At 47.0% G+C, this 1206-nt stretch carries 1 protein-coding gene; it reads left to right on the top strand.

Annotated elements, in window-relative coordinates:
- The first annotated feature begins 5 nt into the window (after positions 1-5).
- The gene (gene tuf / locus C8R34_RS16155) at positions 6-1196 is read left to right on the top strand and encodes an elongation factor Tu (RefSeq protein WP_110342309.1); all 1191 of its coding nucleotides are present in this window, start codon (positions 6-8) and stop codon (positions 1194-1196) included.
- Positions 1197-1206: the final 10 nt, after the last annotated feature.

The following is a 1206-nucleotide window of genomic DNA, read 5'->3' on the forward strand; positions in this document are numbered from 1 at the left end:
AGGTCATGGCAAAAAGTAAATTTGAGCGATCGAAGCCACACGTAAATGTTGGGACGATAGGTCACGTGGATCATGGAAAGACGACGCTGACAGCGGCGATTACGACGATATTGACGAAGAAATTTGGCGGAGAAGCGAAGAGTTATGCGCAGATTGACTCGGCACCAGAAGAGCGTGCACGTGGAATTACGATTAATACCGCTCACGTAGAATATGAAACAGAGAAACGTCACTATGCTCATGTGGACTGCCCAGGACACGCGGATTATGTGAAGAATATGATTACGGGTGCAGCCCAAATGGACGGAGCGATATTGGTGGTATCAGCAGCAGATGGTCCCATGCCGCAAACTCGAGAGCATATATTGTTAGCCCGTCAGGTAGGTGTTCCGTACATTATTGTATACATGAACAAAGCGGATATGGTTGATGATGCAGAGTTAATTGAATTGGTGGAAATGGAAATACGGGAATTGTTATCGAAATATGACTTTCCTGGAGATGATACGCCGATCATTGTTGGATCAGCCCTAAAAGCGCTGGAAGGCGATCAGAGCGATATCGGAGAAGCGTCGATTTTAAAATTGGCGGAAGCACTGGATAGCTATATTCCTCAGCCTGAGCGCGCTATTGATGGTGCATTTATTATGCCGGTTGAAGATGTTTTTTCAATTTCAGGTCGTGGTACGGTAGTAACTGGTCGCGTAGAGAGAGGTATCATTAAAGTCGGGGAAGAGATTGAGATAGTTGGTCTTAAGCCGACGTTGAAGACGGTGTGTACGGGCGTTGAAATGTTTCGCAAGTTGTTGGACCAAGGGCAGGCGGGCGACAATGTTGGCATATTGCTGCGCGGTACGAAACGAGAAGAAGTAGAGCGAGGTCAGGTGTTGGCAAAGCCGGGGAGTATATCACCGCATACGAAATTTACAGCCGAGATATATGTACTGAGTAAAGAAGAAGGCGGAAGGCACACGCCATTTTTTCCTGGTTATCGCCCGCAGTTTTATTTTAGAACGACGGACGTTACCGGAGCGATCGAATTGCCGGCTGGGACGGAAATGGTGATGCCTGGCGACAATGTATCGGTAACAGTTAATTTAATTGCTCCTATAGCGATGGAAGATGGATTACGCTTTGCGATACGCGAAGGTGGAAGAACTGTCGGTGCGGGTGTTGTTGCGAAAATTATCGAATGATTGGTAGAAA

The organism is Nitrosomonas sp. Nm84 (assembly GCF_003201565.1).
In the GTDB taxonomy this organism is placed as follows: Bacteria; Pseudomonadota; Gammaproteobacteria; order Burkholderiales; family Nitrosomonadaceae; genus Nitrosomonas.

Excerpts from the sequence above, each read along its gene's own strand:
- tuf (WP_110342309.1), top strand. The coding sequence starts at position 6 with ATGGCAAAAAGTAAATTTGAGCGATCGAAGCCACACGTAAATGTTGGG.